Genomic DNA, 19,956 nt, shown 5'->3' with positions numbered 1-19,956 from the left:
ACCGGTTCAATGGTCACAGACTTACGTCGGGCCAACCTCGACCGTTAGGAGTCATCGTGGTGAGCTGGGATTGACTAAGCGGCTGCGGGCTGTACGACGGCAGCGCAAGTACGTGGCGGCGAGGGGATCCAGTATTGCCCAAGAACTATCGGCGAACAGGGCCACGTCGCGACCGGAGCCGTGCGGGACGGCCGATGGGGGCTGGTCGTCGTGGGCTAATGCAGCAGAGCGGAGGTGGGGGGCAGCGGGTTTCTTTGGAGGAAGGGGACAGATCGGGAAACATCTCTCGCAGGGAGTCCGCTTCATCCTTAGCTCGCCCTCCCTACTCCTGGCTTCGAGTGCGGCGAACAGGAGTTATGCGGTCACGGGGGAAGTATCACCAGAACCAACCTGGCCGGGGACGTCTGGCGACACCTCCCGCAGTTCGCCTAGCTCTTGTCTTTGCCACCTATGGCCAGCACCGTCGTTAAACTGAACTTCTCGGCGGCTAGGCGCGGCTGGATCGATGGTAGCTGCCGTCGTTCGCCGCCCATCCGGCTCAATCACGTTCCAGGTCTCGATGGTCCTGGCTTCGTAGTCGCCGGCGAGGTTGCCATCCATAGGGAAGTTGTCTACCACGGTAGCCATGAATATAGGCTCCTCGCCGCCGTTGTGGACTGTGTAATTGCGCTGAACGAAGGTCTCGAAATTGGGCTTGAGGACGTCGGCCATTCCGATGGCCATCAGTGCAGTTTCCTCAGTTATCAAAGTGACCTGCGCAGCGAGGCGCCGCTTTCGTTGGGCGGCCTGCTCCTGCTGCTCCTGACGGAACACCTCCCGGTCACGGGCCGCCTGGTACTGCTCGACCTCGAGGCGCTTAGCGTCCCTCGTGGCAACGGCCAAGGCAAACACGACGGCGGCGAGGGTGCCGATGGCGGCGAGCCAATCGGGCACCGAGCCCCAATCCCACGATTGAATATCCACTGAGTCAGCCTATGTCAGCGACGGGCGCCGGAGACGCAAAAAGCCCCGCTCCGGCGTGAACCGGGACGGGGCTTTTGGGGTGTAGAGGCGGCCGTCAGACTGTGGCGGGAGTCTAATACGCCTAGGAGTCGTCGGTTAACAGGGCCAAGTCGCAAGGGAACTATTCGGATCGGGGCCGGGCTGCTAGTCGTAATGACCGGCAGGGGTTCACTTCCTCACTTGGTTTCTGATTTGTTTTGCAGCTCCACAATCGCGACGGCTAGTTTTCCTATTGCTTGATGGCATTCGTCATGCGTGGTGTCTATTTTAAGGGCCTTGAGGGCAGCATCTCGGCGCTGGCTCTCCTGAAGTGACTCATCAATTGCTCTCGCGATTGATCCGAATATTGACTTCATCTTGTCGCGCGGATCGATCATTCGTTCTCTTCTTTCGCTTGGACGCGGCTTTTGGCTTGCAGGTGGGGCACTGGCAAGGGTGGCCTCATTGAATCATTGCGCTTGTCACCCGGACGGAATTGACACGAAGCCGAGGGCGGTCGTCGCGATCGTGAGCAGGCGCGCAGAACCCCGGTCATCGGTTACGACGACGGGCGGGTGGTCTTTTCTGCGAGTCTGCCTGTGGGTTTAGTCAACGATGTCGTAGGGATCCCGCCAGATAGATTCATCCCGACTGATCCGCTTCACCCAAGACGCCGGCACCCAGCGTATTTCGACGCTCAGGTCATGGTCTTGCCACTTCACCTGCACATAGTTCCGGGTCCAGGCGATGGCTTTGCCGTTGACCGCCTCCATCTCCATCCGGACTCGTACGTAGGGTTCGCGGTTGTAGCTGGGCCGGGTCACCGGCTCGACGTCGAAGTCCGGATGCCAGCGCGGGTACTTCGACGCGAAGATGCCCGCGGCCCGTGAAGCGTCAACCTTGTTCACACGCTTACTCCGGTGAGCCCTGTAGTTCGCCCATGTCGAAGGCCGACTTTACGGAGTGGTGTGCTTCCCTCACGAAGTGGTCGAGCCGGCGGTAGGTCTCCATGAGCGACATCCTGACCTCGAAGCCTGCCCGCTTCTGGAGCAGGTTCCAGCGGTTCCAGTCGGCGTGCATGAGGCGGCCATAGAGGGCATTGTAAAAGTAGTCCATATGCACCGTGGGCGGCATCCCCACAATGGAGAAGCCTATTTCCCCTTGGAGCGTCCTTTCGATATCGTCGGCGTAGGACTCCAGATTCTCCTTGAGCATGTTCGCGGGACCGGAATAGCAACTGCCGAACGCCTTGGCTACCTTCTCAAGATCCACGTTGCTACCGTCAATGAACTTGCGCAAGAGCATGAGCCGCATCTCGAAGGCGACGCTCAGCGGTTCGTCCCTAAGAGAGATTTTGACTTTCCCCGCTTCGCCGAGGGGCAACTGCTCGCAGACGGCGATGTAGTGCTCGGCCAGGTCCAGGAACAGCTTGAGCCGGTCAAGCTCAGTGGGGACGGTACGGTCTCGATTGGACATCTAGCTACTCGCTGTCTTTTTGGTCCGGACGCCTGCCCTACGAAAAGTAGCAGGTTGCGGAACAGGTACGGAACCTGTCCCAGGCTCAGGACCGTGGACAGGTTCCGTACGGGAGTCAGCGGATTCTGGACAGATAGTTCTGGTCGAAGTCCGCTTTGGCCCCGATGACTCCGATGGCCAGAGCGGCCTCCTTATTGGTGCGGCGATATTCCCGCGGGTCCACAGCAGCATTACCCAGCAGGTCGCTGTCGCGGAGGTCTCGGCCGGTGGGCTTGAAGACACCGACCCGGGCCTCGTCGGGCTTGAGAATGTAGACGGCGTAGAACAGGTCGCCGTCGAGCCGCAGGTCTTTGCCGTCGACGCCCAGGTCGTCGAAGTCCAGGCTGTCGATGTTCAGCGGCCGCAAGTGGAAGGACATGGTGCTCCGTTTCGTAGAAAGCTGGAAGCAGAGGTGTGTCCCGGGTTGGCCCGGCCCCGACTTCCGGAACCTCTATGCGCGACCGGTGGCCACGGCCGTCATGCCGAGCGGCAGGCACGGCGGGGCAACAAAAAAGCCCGCCCCAAGGTGGCCTCCTTGGGGCGGGCGCTTCGCTGTTCGATGGACTAGTGGGGTTGTTCTACGCCGCTTCGTCGAGCCTCGCTGAAGGACTCGCACATGCGAGCTGTGTTGCACCGGATGCAGCGCCGGCAGGTCCCTAGATGACGGGTGTGGCCTCGTGGCGGTTCCGCCGGGTGATGGCTCGACGGCATGTCCGGCACGTCCCGCGATGGCCGCCGGGGCGGGGAGCCTGAAACGCCCGGTTTGGCGGGGTCTGGAGGCGGGATTGGACCGGGCTTAATCGGGCTGTTTCCGGCCCTTAAATCGGCTCCTGAGGGGGCCAGTCTGACATTGGAGAAAGAGTGAGCGTTACTGATAAACCCCGTGGCTTGGGGGCTGCGGGTAAGCGGTTGTGGGATGCCGCAACGGATGAGTATGAGTGGGCCGACCACGAGTTGGCGATCCTGGAGGAAGCGTGCCGGATCCGGGACCGGATCACAGAGCTTGATGCTGCGGTAAAGAAGGATGGGCTGATGCTGCCCAGCTCGCAGGGTTCGCGGGTGCATCCGGGGGGTGGCTGAGGCACGGCAGCAGCGGTTGACTCTGGCCCGGTTGCTAGCAACGTTGCAGATTCCCGGCGTGGAGGACGATTTGCCGGCGGCCCGTGGTGTCCGGGGTGTCTACGGGGGCAAGCGTGGTGAGGCGGAAGCGTCAGCCAGTGCCTGAGTATCCGATGCCGGCCGATTTGCGGCTGGATTCGGAGCTGTTGGGTTCGGATCCGATGGCGTGGCGGGTGGACCGGTGGGCGTGGTATAGGGCCAGGGTGAGGGGATCCGGGCTGTGATTACCCCTCTGGACTGGATGTTGGAAACCCGTGCTGCGGTCAGGGGGAAGCTTGGCTAAGACGTGGCGGAATGATCACTTCTACGTGAAGCAGCGGGAAACCCTCAAGCGTCGGTATAAGCGGGATAACCTGCCGTGCGCGGCGTGCGGCATGCCGTTCCTGTGGGAGTTTGAGGACCGGACGATGTATCCGGAGTTCTGGAAGGATGCCCGGAGTTTCACCGCGGATCATATTGACCCTGTGAACAATGGCGGGCGCATGGCACCTGGGGTGAACGGGTTGCAGGGCATGCATCGGAGCTGCAACAGCAGTAAGGGTGACGGCACCAGGGGCAGGCGGGCAATGATGGATCCCGCGCCGCCGCCCCGTGCCGATAGGAAGCCGCTGGTGTGGACTCAGGAGCAGATAGACGGGTTGGAAGCTAGAGGCGGCTACTGGGCGCGTCAGAGGCCCGTTGCCGGGGTGGACTACTCGCACCTGCCCTTGCACCAAGTACCTATGCCGCAGAGCCGGAGATGGTAGTTTTTCAGACAAAAATTCAGGTATCAGAAACCAATTTTAAGTCACGATTTCCTGTGAGAATTTTCATCATTGCCTTCTACGTTATTTTTGGGCTTCGAGGTTTCCCCGGGCCTCGGGCCTGAGCCAATTATGCCTGAAGGACTCCCATTGAAATCATATTTTCCTCCAATAATGAATCCGGTGTCATCAGTAATGATACTTGTAGGCTTGACATTGAATAGATTGCTAGAACTGGTCATGTAGTTATAAGATCGATTCCCTGTAATGGGGGAATTTCTCTGGAGCTTCGAAAGCTGTTGCTCCAGATCCTTGATCGTCTCCGCAGCTTTGCCATCCCCTTCCTTGGCTCGTTTCCCTTGCTCTTCTATCTTCCCTTGCAGAGACTCAATCTGCTGTACGTATTCTCTAATCTGCGCCTCTTTCTCAGCAACTTCTGCAGATCGCTCGCGAAGGGCGTCTTCATACTCTTTCGGGAGCAGCTCGCGCCAATCGGAGTTTGCGTCACCAATTTGATGAAGGAGCATCTGCAGATTACTTCTCAATCCCTCCAGCCAGGTCAATTCGGAGGTTGGGCCGTCGGCAGTTGACTTAACATCGTCGGCTCTTTCAGCAACTCGTTGCTCAATCATTAGCGTCGCAGACTGCAAGGATGTAACCCTGCGGAGAGAAGGTCGAGCTAGCTGTTCATACTCCTTGCGGGCTTGGTCTTGGTTGAAGTAGGCGCTAATTATCACAGAACCGACCGTGGAGAATATGAAGATAATGATGGTGAACATCAAGTTTTCTAAAGGCGTCAAGTTCTGCTGCTTGATAGTCAGAATGACCACAATGGACAAGGATAATGCAGCAAGAATAAGCATGATGATGCCAATGAAATTGACAGAAGGTGAAAATTTCATGCGCCGCTTTTTTGGCTTCTGTGCCGTGGAGGTCATTCTGGCCTTCTATGTGTGGAAAACGCTTGGTTCGATCTTATAGAGCATACCGGCACGAGAGTGCGGCTGCGGCGGACTTTTCAGATGTAGAGTTCGCCGTTGAAGAAACGCATCAGGATTATAACTGAGCCGAAGGTGTAGATGAGCCCTATAGCGACGCCGATGATCCCGAGGACTAGATACTTCTTTCCCATTTCAGGGGTTTGTCGTATCAGGCCCACGGTGGAAAAAATTGTGGCCGCGAGGGTCAACAAGGTTCCGTTGACCGGTACAGCGGCAAAAAACAAGGAGACGATCGCCAAAGTAAAGCCAACGATGACTTGATTGTTGCTCGCTTTGGCTGATTGGGTTTCTGCCGGGTGGGAAGGTTGAACCGGTGCCGGCGCGTGGTTCAGCGGCCCTATCGTGTGCAGGAGGTCTTGTAAGGCGGGGGCTTGGGTGTGGTGCGTCCAGCCCTGTCCATCCCACAACCTGCGTAGGCTTGGATCCCATGGATCCTGATACCACCCGCGCGGCCGTATCGTCATAAAATCTCCTATCAAGTACCGCTGCGCTCGTTCAATGCTGCCGCATCAGGCGATTGGGCAGCGTCACAATGAAGCCGAGCAAGCGGAGCAGTTAATTGCTTTCCGTGGATGGATGTTTGGCTCTCCACTGGTGACCGTATCTCAAGTCAATAGAGATAGCGGGCAAGGTGCCACAATGGGGCTGTGAACAAGGTTGATATTTCGCGGGCCGGGGGCATCTTCGCGTCGAAGTACCCTCGTTGGCACCCGGACTTCGAGCAGGAACCGGTAACCCGGCCCACATACAACCGTGAACCCTACGCGCGGGTGCGTATGGAGATGGAGACGGTCAACGGCAAGGCCATCGGTTGGACACCGCATTATGTGCAGGTGAAGTGGCAGGATGTTGATCTGAGCATTGAAACGCGCTGGGTGCCAGCAGTCTGGGTGAAGCGGATCAGCCGGGAGGAATCATCTTGGCAGGATCCCTACGACGAAACCGACTGAACCCACCCGACCTCCGATGTTTTGAGCGTTAAAGCATCGCCTAGTCTGGTCATCATGGACGACTCAACGTATTGCTGTGACGCTTACCTCGAAGGCCCGGAAGGGGAAACCCTCTGCGGTCAACCCACGATGTTCGGTGTAGAACGGACGGCGGTTGACATGCCGTTGCATGTTTGCCCGGATCATCTCGGCTCGATACTGATGCACGCTGATAGGATCGCGTGGCCCCCGATCATTAGCTGGGATGGCCCCGGAGAGCGACCGCAGAACGCCTTGAGCCTGGAACAGGTCAGGGAACTCGACGATCAATTTTTCAAGGGGCGCGGGGCACGATAGCGGATGCCGTCGCGTTTGTGCTCTGAATAGCAGGATCCCCCGTCAGCCAATGCGGTTGGCGGGGGATCCTTGTTTCTGCTGTGGCTATTTGCTGGATTCGGCCTGTTTGATGAACTGACCAAGGGCTGCGTGCATCGCTTTAATGCCGTCAAGGTCTGTCCACAGTTTCGACTGCAGTTCGTCAGTCCTAAAGTCCCAGTTTTCGATAGCCACCTCCGTGGCGTCCGCCTCCAGATCGTGGATAGCCTCCAGGATTACGGCGTCGGGCGCAGGGTCGGGGTCGATAAACCCAGACGGTTCGGGAGAAGCGTCGGCTCGCCGGTACGGCGAGGTGTAAAGGCGGCGGATGGTATTGCAGTACGGTTCGCCGTCGCCGTCCTGGTGATTGTCGCACCAAGGCTGACAGGTAGGTGTTGCCGTCATTTTCGTTTCCCCCTCATGGTTCGTACGTCTGATACTTCATTCTGGCGTAGATGTCGGCACACATCGGGCAGATGGCACCAGCCTCGGACGATGTTTCTCCGCCGTAGCCCTCGGCCGTGTAAGTGGGTCAAGCGGATCAGTCGGGAAGAATCGTCCTGTCAGGATCCCTACAACGAACTTGATGAACGAGACAACTGACCGCAGCAAATAGTATTTGTTCGTGAATATTTTTTGGGGATGGCTGCTCTCAGCCGACGTGTTGCAAACGCTGTTTGATGGGCTGTTGGGGGCTGGAGTCGGTGCGGCTGTGGCGGTTGTAGTCCTGCGGCTCACTCTGCGTGAACAGCGTGTAGGGCTTACACAACAGCTTGACAAGCAGGACACACACCACCAGGAACAGTTGAGGGTTCAACGCGAAGAGAATTCGCGGGCACGGATGCACGATGTTGTGGCGCGTTTGCTCAATACCTTGGTCGAAAGTCAAGACCTGTTTGAACTGAGTACGACTCAAAAACCATTCGACGAACTCCCCAGATTGAAGTCCCAGTTTGCAGTTGGGCTAGAAAGCTTTCACCTTGAGGTGCCGGCGGATGAGAAGGACATGTACTTCGCCATTCGAGAGCTGGGCATCAGAGCTTTTGAAGAAGTTGAAAAGTGTCTTATGGACGAGTACGAGGCAGCAACGCCCGAGAACGTTCAACGACTCTTCGGTTGGATGGGTGCCGTTCTTGTTATCTGGGTTCGTGGTTCGACAGATGAGCGCTCGGAGATGCTGGCAGGCGTAAAATACACGAACGCATATCTCGAAACCAAATCGCTGGATGAATGGGAGCAACTGTCCCGTGATGAGAAGCTCGGGAAAGCCCGCGTGGGGCTGGAGCAAGCAGTTTGATCCTTTGCTTGTCATGGGATCTCTGCGGGATCTGATTGTTTGCTTGACCCCATCCCCAAAGAAACCCGCTGCCCCCGTCTCCGCTCTGCTGCATTTGCCCACGACAACCAGACCCACCCCGGAGCGGGATGTGTCTAGCGTGTGGACCTGGGCCGCAGTCGCGTGCTGGGAGCCTCCTGACTTGGCTCACGAAGGTGGCTTCTCGCGGGTTGTGAGTCTCTGACGTGGGGTTTTGGTGGCTGCCTGCGCGGGATTTGTGCACTAAGCGGGGCCGTATTCTGGGGTGATGGCGCCGCACATACGGACCGTGAAGACCGCGTCGGGGGCGCGGGCGGTGCAGATCGTGTACTCGAAGCGGCGCGGGCAGCGGGATCTGGAGCATGTCGGATCCGCGCACACGGACGCCGAGTACGAGCTGCTGCTGGCCGCGGCGGAGCAGAAGCTTGCCGCGCGGCAGCCGCAGCTGGACCTGGGCCTGGAGGACCCGGCTGCGGCCGTGCCGATCACCGCGTCCCGGATGGGCGTGCTGTGGGACCTGCTGGAACTGGCCTACCACCGGCTCGGGTTCGCGGCCGTGGCCGGTGAGGAGGACGGGGACGTCTTCCGCCGGCTCGTGCTGGCCCGGATCATCGGGCCGACCAGCAAGCTGGACGCGGTGCGTGTTCTGGAGGAAGCGGGGATCGAGGCGCCGTCGTACCCGACGGTCAAGCGCCGCCTGCCGGCCTATGCGAAGCCGGAGTTTCGACAGAAGATCGCCGCCGCGAACGCGGACCACGTGGGGCTGGGGCCGGCCACGGTGGTCCTCTACGACGTGACGACCCTGTATTTCGAGACGCATGAGGGTGACGGGTTCCGCGAACCCGGGTTCTCGAAGGAACGGCGCCTGGAGCCGCAGATCACCGTCGGCCTGCTCGCCGACGCGGACGGGTTCCCGCTCATGATCCAGGCGTTCGAGGGGAACAGGGCCGGGATCGGCCACCATGCTGCCGGTGATCCGCTCCTTCATGGCCCATGGCCGCACACCGGCTCACCGACGTGGTCGTGGTCGCCGACGCGGGCATGGTCTCCGACGCCAACAAGAAGCTGCTCGAAGCCGAAGGGCTCTCGTTCATCCTGGGCGCGAAGATCCCGGCAGTCCCGTACGTGATCGACCGGTGGCGCAAGGAGCACCCGGGCCGGGACTTCCCGGACGGGCACGTGTTCGCCCAGCCGTGGCCGGCCGGCCCCACCGACAAGCGCCGGGACCACGTGTTCTACTACCGGTACTCCGCCGACAACGCCCGCCGCACCCTGCACGGCATCGACCAGCAGATCGCCAAGGCCGAGGCGGCCGTCGCCGGGAAGACGTCCGTGAAGCGGAACCGGTTCGTGAAGCTGACCGGCGGCGACCGGGCCGTGAACCGCGACCTGGAGGCCAAGGCGCGGGCGCTGGCGGGGATCAAGGGGTACGTGACGAACCTGGTCGACTGGCCCGTCGGGCAGGTCATCGCCGCCTACCACCGGCTCTACCAGGCCGGGAAATCGTTCCGCATGTCCAAGAGCGACCTCGCGGCCCGGCCCATCTACCACCACACCCGCGAGTCGATCGACGCGCACCTGACCATCGTGTTCGCCGCCCTGGCCGTCAGCCGCTGGCTGGAATCAGCCACCGGCTGGTCCATCCGCCGGCTCGTGAAGACCCTGCGCCGCTACCGCACCATCCAGATCCAGATCCAGGTCGGCGGGCAGACCGTCACCGCCGAAGACCCGGCACCCCCGGAGATCGGCGCCATCGTCACGGCCGCCCGCCAACACAATAGGCACTAAATGAGCCAAGTCGGGTCTAGCGTGTGGACCTGGGCCGCAGTCGCGTGCTGGGAGCCTTGCTGGCGCGGTTGCCGGCATTCGGTGGAGATAACCGCCCGCTCATTGGTTTAGGCGTAAGAGCGTAAAAAAGAACCGACTGCGGCAATCCGCAGACGGTGGAGAATGGCAGCCCCAGCCGGTACGCTGGAACTGCAATCAAACCTGACCGCTTGATTGCCACGCCCCGGAGGATTGCAGTCCTGCCGGAGCTTTTCTATTTGGTTTAGCAATCACAACCTTGCACTAGCGGCGTCCCGCTGGTCTTTGGGGTGCTGCCGCTGACCGTGCTGTTCGCGGTGTACCCGGGCCTGGCCCTGCTGAACCTGGGGTGGTGACCATGCCACGAATCCCGGATCCGTTACGACCGAAGAAAGTTCAGCGAACTACCGAGGGGAAACGATGAGACGCACACTGGGCCTGAGAGCCGCGGCCATACTGTCGGTGGTATTCACCGCCGGACTGGCACGTCTGCGGACGACGATGGCCGGGGAGGACCGCGAACGAGGGGACGTGCCGGGCTGGGTGATGATTACCCTAGTAACTCGGCCCTGAACTCACCGCGGCGGCTCTTGAAAGGGTCGGAGGATCCTATACGTGCTTCGAGAAATTCGACTTCGGTCGAAGCCGGAGGGGAGTCCTTGCTCTGTCCCAGGTGACGGAGCATTAACAGACCGTGTCATCAAGCACTGCATGTGGCCAGCGTAAAGGTACAGTTCCCCTTGAAATAGGTCAATTCAAGCTATGGGGCAAGGTCAATGACGGACGTCGAAGACGAGAAGCGTAATGCAGCAATCTTGGTGGGCAACGGACTCAGCGTCGCTTTCAACTCGAAGCTTAACCTCCGCTCCATCACCCAGGAGTTAGTTGAACGGATCAGCAACGCTACAGACGATGGTTCTGATGTTGTCGCCGCGATGAAGGAGATAGCTGAGCGGGCTCTCCCTCATGGTGCTACTACCGACGACGATTTTGAGGTACTCGTCGGCGCGTTCGGGGCTGAAAGCAGAACCCTGACGTATCTCCAGCAACTCGCCGCTCTGGTCTCGCCTCAAGACGCCAAGCTTCTTGAAGCTATCGCGCAAGTCAGTGACTTCGCCGAGCAGGTTAGGGATAACGGCATTAGTCATGTCCTGGAAGTGATTTTTGAGAGATCCCGTGCATACCGGGACGAATCTGAATCGATGCATGATTTTGTAGAAGCTATCGTCGAAGCCTTCGATGGAAAGATCGCGTTCGGCAACCTTAATTACGACACCCTTCTGCTAGCGGCTCTGATTGCAACCAATCAGCATAACCTGCTGACTTGGGACATGGCTGGAAAAGAGTAACGATCAAGAGCACTGAGGGCGACGAACTGTCAGTCCCTGCCCTCAGGCGGCGTCCGGAAGACTTCCCGGATAGCCGCATTCGGTTGCTGCACCTCCACGGCTCCTTGACCTATTGGTCGGACAGGGAACGAACTGTTTTCGCCAAGTTGGATACAGCCTTTCTCCAGACGTACGACCAGTGGCAGGCTGTCAGAGATCAGGAGACGAACGTCCGGCCTGTCGTTGTGCTTGCCAACCAGCGAGACAAAGCGGCGCATGTAACGGAATTTCCGTTTTCTCTTGCCTATGAGATGTTCGGGCGCGGTCTCAAGGACGCCCAGCACTGGCTTGTGGTGGGTTATTCATTCCGAGATGAATGTGTAAATGAGATGTTAAGGGCTGAATTCTCGGAGCGCGTGGTGAAGCCGAAGGTTCTTGTAGTCACGTATGGTGATCAGCCATCTCGTCATGACGTTGAACGCGCACTCGGCTGGGCGGCTGAAGATAGCAGTTCTAAGCATTGGTTGACCATAAACCGATATGGTGCCGATGAAATGACAAACTCCTTAGACTGGAAGAGTTTCATCTCATAATTACTATGGGCGGATGGGCTCTGGCCACCCTGATGACTGTGCTTTGAAATCACCGTAGTTGCGGCGCCGAGCTAAGTCGCGTCGTGTCCAGCCTTGGTAAGTGGTAGACCGCTTCACTTCAGCATGTCTTACGGGCGTTGGCAGTTAAACGTAACTACTTCCAGTACTAGTCATACTCATGTCCGCGGTGCTCGTCGCCGGGATCCTGGCCATTGCCAAGCCTGCGCTGGAGGGGCTGTTCAATGACGCCATGAACCAGGTCAGCCAGCGCTGACATGCACGGCTCCGGGACCGCGCGGGGTGGCGGCGAAGCGGGTTCGGCGGCGGTCGACTTTGTACTGATCGGCGCCGTCGCGGTGCTGATGTGCATGTCCATCGTGCAGTTGGCGCTGGTGTTGCACGTGCGCAACACCCTCATCGACGCCGCCGGCTCGGGGGCCCGCTACGGGACCCTGGCGGACCGGAACCTGGAGGATGCCAAAGCCAGGACTGTTTCCCTGATTACCTCGTCGCTCGGTCCGGCCTACGCCCGGGAGGTAGCCGTCGGGACGGTGGGCAGCGGCGGCGCGCGCATGCTGCAGGTGTCGGTTGCCGCACCCCTGCCGACGTTTGGCCTGCTCGGTCCTGCCGGCATGGTGAGGGTCGAAGGCCATGCGCCGCTGCCGCGGTGACGCCGGCGGTGTGCTGTCCGGGCTGCGGGAGCGGCTGGCCGGTGCCCTGTTGCCGGACGAGGGCAGCCGCTCCGAATGCGGCAGTGCCGTGGTCGAGTTCCTGTTCCTGGGCACGCTGCTGCTGGTACCGGTGGTCTACTTCATTGTCGGCATCGGGCAGGTGCAGGCCGGCTCCTTCGCCGTCGTCAGCGCTGCCGACCACGCGGCGAAAGTCTTCGCCGCCGCCCACAGTCCCGCCGAGGGACGGGCCCGGGCCGAACAGGCGGTGCTGGTGTCGGCCCAGGATTTCGGGTTCGACGGCGGGCGGCTGCGCGTCGACGCCCGCTGCAGCGCCGATCCCTGCCTCGAACCGGGATCGGCCGTGACGGTGGATGTGTCCCTCGAGGTGCCCTTGCCGTTCCTCGCGGGCCTGGACTTGTCGGCGGTACAGGTCAGCTCCACGGCCACGCAGATCGTGGGAAGGTTCCGATAGCCGTGGCGGGACTGCGGGAGACAGGCCGGCGGCACCGCGGTAAATCCGAGGACGGGCAGGTGCTGCTGCTGACTATCGGGCTGGTGGTCCTGTGCCTGGTGGTTGCCACCGTCGTCATGGCCGCCTCGACGGTGTACCTGGAACATAAGAAGCTGCTGTCCCTGGCCGACGGCGCGGCGCTCGCCGCGGCGGATACCTTTAGCCTGGGCGACGTCGAGGCCGGAGCCGGGGTGCCGCTGCCGGTGCTCGACGACGCCGCGGTGCGCCGGGCGGCACAGCGCTACCTGGCCGACACCGGGGCCGCCGGACGGTTCAGCGCACTGTCCGTGGAACCGGAAACCGGTTCACCCGAGGGGCGCACGGCCCACGTCTCGCTCTCCGCCGTCGTGCATCCGCCGGTGGTGAACTTCCTGGTCCCTGCCGGCATCCCCGTTTCGGCCGCCAGCGACGCCCGCAGCGAACTGACCCGGTGAACCGCCCGCTGGCTCTGGACGAAACCGCCGTGCAGTGCTTGAGTGGTCCCGTCCGATGCACCGGGGCGTCGTGCCGGCGGTGCTTTCCAACGGAACAAGGAGGAACGCCATGGCCGAGTTGACGGCGCAGTTCGACAAGGAATGGTCCGGCAAGGAAATGTCCGAACTCGTGGACGCACCAGTTTCCGCCCTCAAGGGAGTTTCCGAGTCCGACGCGCAAAAGCTCAAGGAAGCGTTCAACATCAAGACCATCGGGGATCTGGGCACCAACAAGTACTTCTTGTGGGCGCAGGCAGTTGTCAAACTGGCCGAATGATCCACCGGGAATCCTGCACGTAGCCGGCGTCCGCAGGAGCACTTGCCGGCGTCGGCCCGTAGGGTGCCGACGTGGCGCCCAACCGCAGGGACGTCGCCGTCCTGGGCGAGCAGGCCGGCGCCCCGGACCTGCGGGATGACCCGCCTGTGGTGCACCAGGTGGCGTCGAAGCTCTCGCACCGCCAGTCCGAACTGGAGCGGCTTGAAATCCTTTCCTCGCTGAAGGAGGCACCGACTGACCTTCGGACGGTCTGGCGCATGGCCTTCGCCGGGGCGTTACCGCCCGGGCATCAAGTCGGCTGCCAACCGGGCCACGCCCGAGCGCAGCCGGGCACAGGCATCATCGATGCTTTCGACGGGGCTGACCCTGGTGCCGAGGCCGGAGCCGGCATAGATAACGCGGTCGCTTACGGTGCCCCGGACCAGTCTCAAGTCCGGATGGCCCGGGACTGCCGAACCCGTCGGTTCTTCCACGACGGTGTGGGCGGGGATCTGCAAAAAGCTCATGACACCTCATTTGTGCGGCGGACGGTGGTCCCTTCCCCGGGCCGGCTGGCACGGGTCGTCATTTTGGTAATCGACGCGGCACCTGCCGAGGTTACGCCCCGTCTCGCCCCGGACCTGCTGCGCTGCTCTACTGCGCTTCCGTTTCCTGTTGATGCCTCCGGCAGGCGCTGTGCCGGGATGCCCTGCGGGAACAGGCAGGTGACCTCGAAGTCCACGCCGCAGTAGCTGAGTCCAACGGCCGCGAGCAGGTGGAAGCGAGGCGAACTCAGCCGTGGGCCGCGGGCCGCGGACGCGCGGCAGGGGCAGGGTCGGCACGGGATTGATCCGGTGCCACGTCCGGCGCATAAGGATTTGCCGGAAGGCCGGCCGCCCGCTGCCTCAAGGCGACATGGACGCGGGGCCGGATCCGCCAGCGTGTTAACCTAGCCCCGGCGCAAGCGCGTCCACTCGCATTCGTTTCCAGGGGAATCATGAGAAGTTCAGGGTTTCGTCCTGCCCACCGTTTGGGACGGTGGCGTCCGACGGTCTCGTTTTGGATCACGGCCGTTGTCCTGTTGCTGCTGTCAACTGTGGCTGCGGCGTCCCGCGGGCTTGCCGGAATCCTGATAACGCTGGGCAGCTTCGCATTGTTGACCGGCTTGTATGCCATTGTCTTCGAGCGCAGGTCATGGGCAGGTCTGCCAGGCCGGAAGATCGCGGCAATCGTGGGCTTAGGCGGCTTGGTCGTGACCGTGGTCGGCGGCGGCATCCCTGGACCGCCGGCCCCGACTGCCGGCGACCCGACTGCTAATGCGCCTGCCGCCGCTCAGACCGTTGCCGCGACGCCGGCGGCCACGGAGGCGGGTCCCGCTCGCGCGGCCTGCAGCGATGAAGCATCGGTCAGGCAGGTTCAGGACAAGGTTTTGGTGTGTACCGTGAACGAAGCAGGGGCCTTGGTGTGGCTGGACAAGGCAACCTCGGAAAAGCTCGCAGCCAACCGGGCAGCGGAGGAAGCTGCCGCCGAGGAGGCAGCCTCCGGGACGGCGCCTGCCGAGGAAGCAGTTGCCAAGCAGGCCGCGACGGAAAAGGCTGCAGCAGAGGCGGACGAACCGGCCACAGCGGAACAGGAAACCGCGGCGCAAACGGGGGAGAAACCGGCCGCGGCCGAGCAGGACGCGACAGCACCAGCGGCTGTCCATCCAAATAAGTCAAAAAGCCAATGGTGCGAGTTCCCGCCATCGACACCCGAATGCAATAGCGGTCCCAAACGGGAGAAATAGGCAAGGGTGCCCGGCCAATGTGCCAGGGCCCGTTGAAGCCGTCGATTGCTTTGCGCGGGGCGGGTGCAGGTGTGGGGAGGTCGTCCAAGCGACCGGCGGCCTCGGGCCTTGCGCCATGGCGTAGGCTTGGATAACCATGGCTGAAATCGATTTTCCTGCTGAAATCCGCGCGCTGCGTGCCACCTATGACTCCATCGAGGCAGTCTCCGACGTGGAGACCATCCGCAAGGACATCGCCGTCCTGAGCGAGCAGGCCGGCGTGCCGGATCTGTGGGATGACCCGGCGGCGGCGCAGAAGGTGACCTCGAAGCTCTCGCACCGCCAGTCCGAGCTGGAGCGGCTCGAAACCCTCTCCTCGCGCATTGACGACCTCGAGGTGCTCGTGGAGCTGGGCCAGGGCGAGGACGACGCCGACTCGATGGCCGAAGCGGCCCAGGAGTTGGCCTCGCTGAAGAAGGCGTTGGCGGAGCTGGAGGTCGTGACCCTGCTCTCGGGCGATTATGACGAACGCGAGGCCGTGGTCACCATCCGCTCCGGCGCCGGCGGCGTCGATGCGGCGGACTTTGCCGAAATGCTGATGCGCATGTACCTGCGCTGGGCCGAGCGCCACGGTTACCCGACCCAGGTGCTGGACACCTCCTACGCCGAAGAGGCGGGCCTGAAATCCGCCACCTTCGAGGTCAAGGCCCCCTACGCCTACGGCACGCTCTCGGTCGAGGCCGGCACGCACCGGCTGGTGCGGATCAGCCCGTTCGACAACCAGGGCCGCCGCCAGACGTCGTTCGCCGCCGTCGAGGTCATTCCGCTGATCGAGCAGACGGACTCGATCGAGATCCCGGAGAACGAGATCCGGGTGGACGTCTTCCGGTCCTCCGGCCCCGGCGGCCAGTCGGTGAACACCACGGACTCGGCGGTGCGCCTGACCCACATCCCCACCGGCATCGTGGTGTCGATGCAGAACGAGAAGTCCCAGATCCAGAACCGTGCCGCGGCGCTGCGCGTGTTGCAGTCCCGGCTGCTGCTGCTGAAGAAGGAGCAGGAGGACGCGGAGAAGAAGGCGCTGGCCGGGGACGTGAAGGCGTCTTGGGGGGACCAGATGCGCTCCTACGTGCTCAACCCGTACCAGATGGTCAAGGACCTGCGCACCGAGCACGAGGTGGGCAACACCTCCGCCGTGCTCGACGGCGAGATCGACGATTTCATCGACGCAGGCATCCGCTGGCGGGCCAACAACCGCAACGCCGCCGAGTAACCTGCCTCCGGACCAAACAGCCCGGCCCGCCCATTTTGGGGCGGACCGGGCTGTTTGTTTGCCCGCGGATACCCCGGGCGCGCCGCTCAGGCGAAGCCGAAAACGGGCGGGAACACCACCACCACGGCGGCGGCCCAGATCCCATAGACCGGCAGGTAACGCGTCTGCCAGCGCTCGAGCGCGGTGAACGGGCGCCGCCCGCGCAGGAACCCGACGCTGAGCCAGGCCGCCCGAACCAGGTGCACCAGCAGCAGGACGTTCAGGCCCAAGGCGGCGATCTTGTTGGGGCTGAAGCCGAACTCGGCGATGCGGGTCAGCATCGCGGTCAGCATCACGGCATCAACCGCGAGGGCCGCGACGACCATGACCAGCTGCAGGGCATCGAACAGGCCGGGTGGCGCCAGCGGGTCGCGGGCGGAAATCGAGTAGAGCAGCAGGCACAGGACGAGCACGAGGATCGCATCCATCAGGATGAGCAGGTTGCGGTCGACGTCGGTGAGGCCGCCGGCGGCCGCGAGCACAGCCAGCACGGCCAGCAGCATGGCAATCGTCAGGGGAGTGAAGACCCGGGTGAGGACCGGAGCGATGTTCTCGACGACGTTCTGCTTGGCCTCCACGAGCCACGCGGCGACGACGAACGCACCGGGGACGGCGAACGGCAGGAGCCAGTCCTCCAGCACCGGTTCGAGGTCCACGCCGACGATCTGGAGGACCGCGGACGTGAGCCCGATCAGGACGGCGCCGCCCAAGGCCAGGAGCGTGAAGTAGATTGCGAGCTCGCCGGTGAACCGGACGAAGTCCATCCGCCGACTGTCGGACCGCCATCTTCCTCCGGCGTAGGCGATCCCGGCCAGCAGCCACAGGACGACCGGCGCATGCAGCGCGGCGAGCACCTCGGTGGAACCGCCGGCGGCGAACGGATAGACGTTGAGCACCACCGCCAGTGCCGCGAACGAAACGAGCAGCACCGCCCCCACCCGTGCGGTGAGCCGGCGCTTCCACGCGAAGTAAGAGGCGAGGAACGGGAACACGAGCAACCCGAGGTTGCGCGCCAGCACGGCGCCGTCACCGAGCCAGGCAAGACCGGCCTTAATCGCCACACCCGCCCCGACGGCGAGCGTGAGGACGACCGCCAGCTCGCGCCACGACGGGGCACCGGCGGCGCCGGAGTCCTCCGGCACGAGCACGAGCTGCTTCCACAGCCGGTCGGAGTGCTCGCGGGCAAACTCGCGCGAGACGGCGTCGAGGTTACCCAGGCGCTTGATGGCAACGAGGAAGGCCTCCTCGTCGTCGAGCCCGGTCGCCTGCCGCTCGGCGATCTGCTCGCGCAGGTGGTCCTCCAGCTCATCGACGTCGGCGGGGGAGATGGCCTGGCGCCGCTGGACGTAGCCGCGCCACCGGCCGATCTGGGCCTCCAGATCCGCGTGCAGCTCCATCATGCCCACCCCGCCTCTGCGGCGGGCGGCCGCTGTGCGGCCTGCCAAACCTGCCGCAGTGCGTCGGCAACCACGTTCCATTGCTCCTGCCGGTCGGCGAGCGCCGCCCGGCCCGCCGGCGTGATCGCGTAGTGCTTGCGCCGGCGGCCGGCCTCGGACATGCCCCACGACGAGGACACGTAGCCGAGCCGCTCGAGCCGGTGCAGCAGCGGATAGAGCATCCCGTCGGTCCACTGCATGCCGCCGCCCGAGAGCTCGCCCACCCGCTTGAGGATCGCATAGCCGTACAGATCGCCCTCCGCCAGGATCCCCAGCACCAGCGGGGTGGCCGAAGCGGCGACCAGGTCCTTGTCGATATGCACCGCACCTCCTATACCTAGATCTACTAGGCATTAAACCTAGCAGATCTAGGTATGGCAAACGGTCCTGCCCGGCTGAGGGCCGGGCGGCCGCCCTCGGTCGGGCCTGGCTGCTTCGTAACCGCTTCGTGACCCTGAAGCGGCCCCTTCACGTTGACAATCTGTGAGCCTCGCCATAGATTTGCCGTAATCTGAATCACCTTTCAGGTTTAGTCTTGCAGTCCCCGCGGGGAGCTGCGCCGTCCTCTTTCAGGCCGCCGGGGGACAGGGGGTCCCGCCGGCGGCTGGTTCCGACGAAAGGTATCCCGTGAAGGCAACAAAGAAGTTCCTGATGGCCGCCGCGCTGGTCGGCGGCCTGACCCTCAGCGCCTGCGCACCCACTCCCGGCAGCGCCGGCAGCGGCAGCGCCACCGATGGTGCCGGGAGCGTGAACGTCGGCATCGTCTACTCCAAGACCGGGCCGCTGGCCGCCTACGGCGAGGCCTACTACGAGGGCCTGCAGGCCGGCATCGACTATGCCACCGGTGGCACCGGCGAAGTGGACGGCACCAAGCTGAACCTGACCTACCATGACGACGGCGGGGATCCGGACAAGGCGGTCAGCGTCGCCAAGGACCTGATCGGCCAGGATTACAAGATCCTCGCCGGCACCGTGGTCTCGGGCATTGCGCTGAAGCTGGCCGAGCAGGCGGCGCAGAACAAGGTCCTGTACATCTCCGGCCCCGCCGCCACGGACGCGATCCAGGGCATCAACAAGTACACCTTCCGTTCCGGCCGGCAGAGCCTGCAGGACGTGGCCACGGCCGGCACGTTCGTCGATGACCTCAAGGGCAAGAAGGTTGTGGTCTTCGCCCAGGACAATGCCTTCGGCCAGGGCAACCTCGCCGCGGTCAAGGCCGCCCTCGGCGGCAAGGGCGCCACCGTGGACAGCGTGCTGGTGCCCGAGGACGCCACCGAGTTCACCCCGTTCGCCCGCCAGTTGATCGACGCGAAGCCGGACCTGGTCTTCGCCGCCTGGGCCGGGGCGAGCTCCGGGTCCATGTGGCAGGCGCTGAACCAGCAGGGCGCGTTCGACGCCGCGCCGATCGTGACCGGTCTCGGCGACGCCGCGACCTTCGGGGCCTACGGTGCGGCCGCGGGCAAGATCAGCTTCCTGAACCACTACTTCCCGGGCGCTGCCGGCAACGACGTGGAGAAGGCGATGATCGCCGCCGTCGAGAAGGCGGGCAAGAAGCCGGACCTCTTCACCCCGGACGGCTTCGTGGCCGGCCAGCTGATCGTTCAGGCGGTCAAGGAGGGCGGCAGCGACGTCGACGCCATGGTTTCCGCGCTCGAGGGCTACAGCTTCGACGGGCCCAAGGGCAGGACCAGCGTCCGCGCCTCGGACCACGCCCTGCTGCAGGACATGTACCAGGCCAAGCTCGTCGAGAAGGACGGCGCGTGGACGCCCGAGCTGGTCGAGGTTGTCCCGTCGGACACCGTCGCCCCGGCCGAAGCCAAATAGCCA

The 19,956-nt window shown here is 62.8% G+C and carries 23 protein-coding genes and 2 pseudogenes; 14 read left to right on the top strand and 11 right to left on the bottom strand.

Annotated features, from left to right (window positions below):
* Positions 1-354: 354 nt before the first annotated feature.
* From LVY72_RS12375 to LVY72_RS12345, 7 genes are all read right to left on the bottom strand, one after another.
* Positions 355-963 carry a hypothetical protein gene (locus tag LVY72_RS12375; protein WP_237821261.1) on the bottom strand — a complete coding sequence of 203 codons (609 nt, stop codon included), beginning with the start codon at positions 961-963 and terminating at the stop codon, positions 355-357.
* 215 nt (positions 964-1,178) lie between these two features.
* Positions 1,179-1,379: a hypothetical protein gene (locus LVY72_RS12370; protein ID WP_237821259.1), complete on the bottom strand. Its 201-nt coding sequence runs from the start codon at positions 1,377-1,379 to the stop codon at positions 1,179-1,181.
* Between the two features lie 207 nt (positions 1,380-1,586).
* Positions 1,587-1,889: a hypothetical protein gene (locus tag LVY72_RS12365; protein WP_237821257.1), complete on the bottom strand. Its 303-nt coding sequence runs from the start codon at positions 1,887-1,889 to the stop codon at positions 1,587-1,589.
* Between the two features lie 4 nt (positions 1,890-1,893).
* A complete protein-coding gene (locus LVY72_RS12360) occupies positions 1,894-2,457 on the bottom strand; it encodes a hypothetical protein (protein ID WP_237821255.1) in 564 nt (187 codons plus the stop codon).
* A gap of 115 nt (positions 2,458-2,572) precedes the next feature.
* Complete coding sequence (locus LVY72_RS12355) at positions 2,573-2,875, bottom strand: hypothetical protein (RefSeq protein WP_237821253.1); 303 nt, start codon at positions 2,873-2,875, stop codon at positions 2,573-2,575.
* A 1,527-nt stretch (positions 2,876-4,402) separates the two neighbouring features.
* Positions 4,403-5,296 carry an AAA family ATPase gene (locus LVY72_RS12350; protein ID WP_237821252.1) on the bottom strand — a complete coding sequence of 298 codons (894 nt, stop codon included), beginning with the start codon at positions 5,294-5,296 and terminating at the stop codon, positions 4,403-4,405.
* A gap of 80 nt (positions 5,297-5,376) precedes the next feature.
* The gene (locus tag LVY72_RS12345; RefSeq protein WP_237821250.1) at positions 5,377-5,823 is read right to left on the bottom strand and encodes a DUF2510 domain-containing protein; all 447 of its coding nucleotides are present in this window, start codon (positions 5,821-5,823) and stop codon (positions 5,377-5,379) included.
* A 183-nt stretch (positions 5,824-6,006) separates the two neighbouring features.
* On the opposite strand from LVY72_RS12345, the gene LVY72_RS12340 reads away from it, so the two are divergent.
* Entirely contained in the window at positions 6,007-6,309 is a 303-nt protein-coding gene (locus LVY72_RS12340) for a hypothetical protein (protein ID WP_237821248.1), read from the top strand.
* A gap of 54 nt (positions 6,310-6,363) precedes the next feature.
* Positions 6,364-6,645, top strand: a complete 282-nt coding sequence (locus LVY72_RS12335; protein WP_237821246.1) for a hypothetical protein — start codon at positions 6,364-6,366, stop codon at positions 6,643-6,645.
* 84 nt (positions 6,646-6,729) lie between these two features.
* Here LVY72_RS12335 and LVY72_RS12330 read toward each other — a convergent pair whose 3' ends face one another.
* Complete coding sequence (locus LVY72_RS12330; protein ID WP_237821244.1) at positions 6,730-7,068, bottom strand: hypothetical protein; 339 nt, start codon at positions 7,066-7,068, stop codon at positions 6,730-6,732.
* A 220-nt stretch (positions 7,069-7,288) separates the two neighbouring features.
* On the opposite strand from LVY72_RS12330, the gene LVY72_RS12325 reads away from it, so the two are divergent.
* From LVY72_RS12325 to prfB (LVY72_RS12285), 9 genes and pseudogenes are all read left to right on the top strand, one after another.
* Entirely contained in the window at positions 7,289-7,960 is a 672-nt protein-coding gene (locus tag LVY72_RS12325) for a hypothetical protein (protein ID WP_237821243.1), read from the top strand.
* Positions 7,961-8,246: 286 nt separating this feature from the next.
* A pseudogene (locus LVY72_RS12320) lies at positions 8,247-9,766 on the top strand (IS1634 family transposase).
* Positions 9,767-10,560: 794 nt separating this feature from the next.
* Positions 10,561-11,133, top strand: coding sequence for a hypothetical protein (locus tag LVY72_RS12315; RefSeq protein WP_237821241.1), 573 nt, complete (start codon positions 10,561-10,563; stop codon positions 11,131-11,133).
* On the top strand, positions 11,109-11,705 hold the full coding sequence (locus LVY72_RS12310) for an SIR2 family protein (RefSeq protein ID WP_237821240.1): 597 nt from the start codon (positions 11,109-11,111) through the stop codon (positions 11,703-11,705). Before LVY72_RS12315 ends, LVY72_RS12310 begins: the two co-directional genes overlap by 25 nt.
* A gap of 275 nt (positions 11,706-11,980) precedes the next feature.
* Complete coding sequence (locus LVY72_RS12305; RefSeq protein WP_237821238.1) at positions 11,981-12,376, top strand: TadE/TadG family type IV pilus assembly protein; 396 nt, start codon at positions 11,981-11,983, stop codon at positions 12,374-12,376.
* Positions 12,357-12,848: a hypothetical protein gene (locus LVY72_RS12300; protein WP_237821236.1), complete on the top strand. Its 492-nt coding sequence runs from the start codon at positions 12,357-12,359 to the stop codon at positions 12,846-12,848. The genes LVY72_RS12305 and LVY72_RS12300 overlap by 20 nt, the downstream gene beginning before the upstream one ends.
* Positions 12,849-12,907: 59 nt before the next feature.
* Positions 12,908-13,321 carry a pilus assembly protein TadG-related protein gene (locus tag LVY72_RS12295; protein ID WP_237821234.1) on the top strand — a complete coding sequence of 138 codons (414 nt, stop codon included), beginning with the start codon at positions 12,908-12,910 and terminating at the stop codon, positions 13,319-13,321.
* A 109-nt stretch (positions 13,322-13,430) separates the two neighbouring features.
* Positions 13,431-13,637 (top strand): hypothetical protein, encoded by a 207-nt coding sequence (locus tag LVY72_RS12290; protein ID WP_237821232.1) that lies wholly within the window; start codon positions 13,431-13,433, stop codon positions 13,635-13,637.
* A 65-nt stretch (positions 13,638-13,702) separates the two neighbouring features.
* Positions 13,703-13,855: pseudogene (gene prfB, locus LVY72_RS12285) on the top strand (peptide chain release factor 2); the annotation flags it as partial.
* A gap of 57 nt (positions 13,856-13,912) precedes the next feature.
* Here the strand turns inward: prfB (LVY72_RS12285) and LVY72_RS12280 are convergent.
* A complete protein-coding gene (locus tag LVY72_RS12280) occupies positions 13,913-14,143 on the bottom strand; it encodes a hypothetical protein (RefSeq protein ID WP_237821229.1) in 231 nt (76 codons plus the stop codon).
* A 554-nt stretch (positions 14,144-14,697) separates the two neighbouring features.
* Here LVY72_RS12280 and LVY72_RS12275 point away from each other — a divergent pair.
* Both LVY72_RS12275 and prfB (LVY72_RS12270) read left to right on the top strand, forming a co-directional pair.
* Positions 14,698-15,402 carry a hypothetical protein gene (locus LVY72_RS12275; RefSeq protein ID WP_237821227.1) on the top strand — a complete coding sequence of 235 codons (705 nt, stop codon included), beginning with the start codon at positions 14,698-14,700 and terminating at the stop codon, positions 15,400-15,402.
* A gap of 136 nt (positions 15,403-15,538) precedes the next feature.
* Entirely contained in the window at positions 15,539-16,654 is a 1,116-nt protein-coding gene (gene prfB, locus LVY72_RS12270; protein ID WP_237821225.1) for a peptide chain release factor 2, read from the top strand.
* An 86-nt stretch (positions 16,655-16,740) separates the two neighbouring features.
* On the opposite strand, the gene LVY72_RS12265 is transcribed toward prfB (LVY72_RS12270), so the two are convergent.
* Both LVY72_RS12265 and LVY72_RS12260 read right to left on the bottom strand, forming a co-directional pair.
* A complete protein-coding gene (locus LVY72_RS12265; RefSeq protein WP_269092467.1) occupies positions 16,741-18,093 on the bottom strand; it encodes a permease prefix domain 1-containing protein in 1,353 nt (450 codons plus the stop codon).
* Entirely contained in the window at positions 18,090-18,452 is a 363-nt protein-coding gene (locus tag LVY72_RS12260; RefSeq protein WP_237821221.1) for a PadR family transcriptional regulator, read from the bottom strand. Before LVY72_RS12260 ends, LVY72_RS12265 begins: the two co-directional genes overlap by 4 nt.
* A 304-nt stretch (positions 18,453-18,756) precedes the next feature.
* On the opposite strand from LVY72_RS12260, the gene LVY72_RS12255 reads away from it, so the two are divergent.
* Positions 18,757-19,953, top strand: coding sequence for a substrate-binding domain-containing protein (locus LVY72_RS12255; protein WP_237821219.1), 1,197 nt, complete (start codon positions 18,757-18,759; stop codon positions 19,951-19,953).
* Positions 19,954-19,956: the final 3 nt, after the last annotated feature.

The organism is Arthrobacter hankyongi, from assembly GCF_022012395.1.
Taxonomy (GTDB): domain Bacteria; phylum Actinomycetota; class Actinomycetes; order Actinomycetales; family Micrococcaceae; genus Crystallibacter; species Crystallibacter hankyongi.
Note: the sequence above shows the minus strand (reverse complement) of the source record. Positions and strands in the feature narration are given on the sequence as shown.